This is a genomic window from Telluria sp. AZSoR62, assembly GCF_058111565.1.
Map to the genome: position 1 here is coordinate 1 of NZ_JBYTST010000028.1, position 2,582 is coordinate 2,582.

General features: G+C 51.4%; 4 protein-coding genes. All 4 read left to right on the forward strand.

Translation table 11 applies throughout. The features are described 5' to 3' along the window. Positions 1–478: replication/maintenance protein RepL (locus AC3XQU_RS22610; protein WP_489876416.1), on the forward strand; the 478-nt coding region annotated here is incomplete at its 5' end. Then, positions 475–636, forward strand: a complete 162-nt coding sequence (locus tag AC3XQU_RS22615) for a hypothetical protein (protein WP_489876417.1) — start codon at positions 475–477, stop codon at positions 634–636. The genes AC3XQU_RS22610 and AC3XQU_RS22615, both read left to right, overlap by 4 nt. A 93-nt stretch (positions 637–729) precedes the next feature. Then, positions 730–948, forward strand: a complete 219-nt coding sequence (locus AC3XQU_RS22620) for a hypothetical protein (RefSeq protein ID WP_489876418.1) — start codon at positions 730–732, stop codon at positions 946–948. Beyond that, positions 945–1,241: a hypothetical protein gene (locus AC3XQU_RS22625; protein ID WP_489876419.1), complete on the forward strand. Its 297-nt coding sequence runs from the start codon at positions 945–947 to the stop codon at positions 1,239–1,241. The genes AC3XQU_RS22620 and AC3XQU_RS22625 overlap by 4 nt, the downstream gene beginning before the upstream one ends. The last annotated feature ends 1,341 nt before the right edge of the window (positions 1,242–2,582 follow it).

Genomic DNA, 2,582 nt, shown 5'->3' on the forward strand with positions numbered 1-2,582 from the left:
CAGCAACAAAGACGGCAACCGCATGATGGTCGTAAACGAATCAACAGGCGAAGTAATGGCACCAGCTGGATTCTGGCAATACGAAGAGGTCGACAAAACCCAATTTGTAAAACTGTACGTAAACGGCGTAAAAGCCTTCAAAGACCTCACCAATGCCGGCACAAAAGTGTTTGAGATCCTGTACCTAGAAATCCAAAAAAACATCGGAAAAGACAAGATCTACCTGGGCTATCACCAACTCGACCAGGCCATGACACCAATGAGCGAAGCAACATTCAACCGCGGACTCAAAGAACTAGTCGAAAAGCAATTTCTTGCAGCCACACCAGCCGTAAGCTGGTACTGGCTCAACCCAGATTTCGTATGGAACGGCGACCGACTGTCATTCGTAAAAGCCTACAGAAACGTCAGCACAACAAAAAAAGTAGAAGCGGTGGACACAAAAACCATCGATATGTTCGACAAGGAGCCGTCATGAACTATGAGGGAAAGACATACAAGGCACCAACTGGCTACTGGTCATGGACCATCACCGAAGACGGCTTAAACATCGTAGGAGGAACAGGCTACAACAGCTACGAAGAAGCCGAAAACGATATGCAAGCTGAACTGTTCGAATACGAAAACCGCCACTAACAGAAAGGAGACACAAACCAAAAATCTAGCGGCCGCCGCACGTGCGTCAACACGGACGACGACCTAACCACCAACAACTGAACGGAGTTGAAAATGGCTGTAAACATTATCGCGGAATTAGACAAAGCAAACGAGGTAGTTCGGGCAATCAAAGCACTCGCCCAATGCGCAGCAGACCAAGCCTTCCCAGATCACAACCCACCACACTGGGCAATGACACTAGAAGTCCTGGCCAAGCTAGCAGAAGAGGAAATGGAGCACCTGCATGACCGGCTAACACTGCTGTTAAACGGCCCTCAGGAAGCAAAATGAGCGAAGTAGCCTACACCCTCGAACAGGCCGAGCAAGACCTACGCAATGTGTACTGGCACATCAGAGCAAGCCGAACCACGAACTGGAAATACGTCAACAAAGCCAGATCGATCAAGGATGCAATGCGCAGAATGGGCGTCAAGCGACACGAGATCAACAACGCCATGTATTGCTTAAAAACAAACGATTGCAAGCGATGCAATTGGAACAGCGGCACAGGCATCCCATGCTGGCAAATCAGCAGACGCCGAAAGCTAACCGCTGAAACCGAATGTATAGGCGAGGCAGCATAGCGATACCAAACGTATAAAGATTCCAAGGGGCCGCAAGGCCCCTTTTCCTTAGTATCGATCTTCCTTCCTAGCTTTACGCGCCTCCTTAGCAAGCTTCTCAGCCTTTCGCCTCTCAGAAAGGCTCATAGGCTTGTTTACAGCCCCTACAGGCGGTTTTTCCCGCTCACTGGCAGCAAGTGCCGCCCGACGCCTCGATTCGAGCGTAGCGGCCCATTCAGCGTTGCTCACCTCGATCTTACGGCGTCGCTGCTGCTGATCTATAAAAAGCCTCATAGCCGAGCGCATAACTGACGAGACAGAGACACCATCAACAAGCTCCACCTCCGCAGAAAACTTATCAAATAAATCAGACTCAACACGAAACTGAACGGTCTTGGTTTTGGGCGTAATCGACATAGTTTGTAATTTGTAGCTACAGATGTAACGACAATATCACGAAAATATGCCCCAAGACCCGCATGGATACTGGATGTACGTTAAGTATGCTTAATACAAGTTTAGCGGCGCTGCGCGCCGCTCGGTCGACGCAGGCTCCGCCCTTCACGGCACTCACCGCCGATCTCATGAAATAAATACAACAATACGCACGCTCAGCACGGTTTGGCATGGCGCGAGTACGGACAACAAATCACCACCAAGACAGCCGCATTCAAACATGCCGACATGCAAACGCTATGGTCTACCTGGGCCCTCCGGCCCAGACCCCGGCACCAGATAGCCACGCTGGAGGCCGATTTTCTTCCAACGTCAGAAATCCACCACCAAGAGAGCCGCCGCGTCCCGAGAGGGCGCGGGGTTTCGGCGCTCGAGCACGGGGAGCAGGTGCCCGAAGCCCCGGCAAGGCCGGGGTGAGGCGGTAGGACCCGCGCCGGTAGGCGTCCGACCAAAGGGAGGAGTCCGTAGCCCGCCGAAGGTCTGCGAATCCGGCCACCTGCAGGTGAAAATCCGGGGGCCTTTTCCGCCCCCTCCGGGGGCCTAATTATTCCCGTAGGGAAGATGTAAGAAGGAGAAATTGCCATTTCTCCTATGAAAACAAGGAAAAAGTTCGCTCAGAACCTGAGTGTAGTTCGCTCAGAACCTGCGCGAAGTTCGCTCAAAAAAGAGTTGACTTTTGATCGAACATCAATCAAAGTCTGACACAAGTACAGTCAAAAAGGACAGTCAGAATGAGTGAACTAAAACAACGGCGCGGCAAAGAACTACACGTAACCAACCCATTTCTAAGCCACGCGATCGCCAATACCAAACAAGGAGGAAGAAAGATCAGCAACAAAGACGGCAACCGCATGATGGTCGTAAACGAATCAACAGGCGAAGTAATGGCACCAGCTGGATTCTGGC

Bases quoted from the DNA above. Each gene is read 5' to 3' on its own strand.
- AC3XQU_RS22625 (WP_489876419.1), top strand. From the start codon at position 945: ATGAGCGAAGTAGCCTACACCCTCGAACAGGCCGAGCAAGACCTACGC.
- AC3XQU_RS22615 (WP_489876417.1), top strand. From the start codon at position 475: ATGAACTATGAGGGAAAGACATACAAGGCACCAACTGGCTACTGGTCA.
- AC3XQU_RS22620 (WP_489876418.1), top strand. From the start codon at position 730: ATGGCTGTAAACATTATCGCGGAATTAGACAAAGCAAACGAGGTAGTT.